The sequence below is a fragment of the Mesorhizobium sp. M8A.F.Ca.ET.161.01.1.1 genome (assembly GCF_004792105.1).
Classification (GTDB): Bacteria; Pseudomonadota; Alphaproteobacteria; order Rhizobiales; family Rhizobiaceae; genus Mesorhizobium.
In genome coordinates this window covers 1-283 of record NZ_SRTD01000489.1, presented here as the reverse complement: position 1 = coordinate 283, position 283 = coordinate 1, and the positions used below count along the sequence as shown (strand labels likewise).

The window sequence follows — 283 nt, the reverse complement described above, 5'->3', positions numbered from 1 at the left end:
AATCAACAAAAAGGAAACACTCACATGGCTTTTTCATCGAAATTATTATCCCTGCTCGCCGGTGGTCTTTTCACGGCCACTGCCGCGCTCATCCCGGCAGCGCATGCGCAGGAGGTTGACCTGTCGCCGGAGCAGAAGGGTCGCGTTCGCGCAGAAAAGGTGGAGGAGGCGATCAAGCTTCTGCCTGCCGGCCACAAGTTCGTCGCCGATGGAAAGCTGACGGTTGCGACCGTACCTTTCCGGTTGCCGCTGGTGGATTATGCGAGCGACAGATCGGAAGAGC

The 283-nt window shown here is 57.6% G+C and carries 1 pseudogene; it reads left to right on the top strand.

Annotation, left to right across the window (positions count from 1 at the left end):
• Positions 1-24 precede the first annotated feature (24 nt).
• Positions 25-283 (top strand): annotated as a pseudogene (locus EN804_RS36685) (ABC transporter substrate-binding protein); the annotation flags it as partial.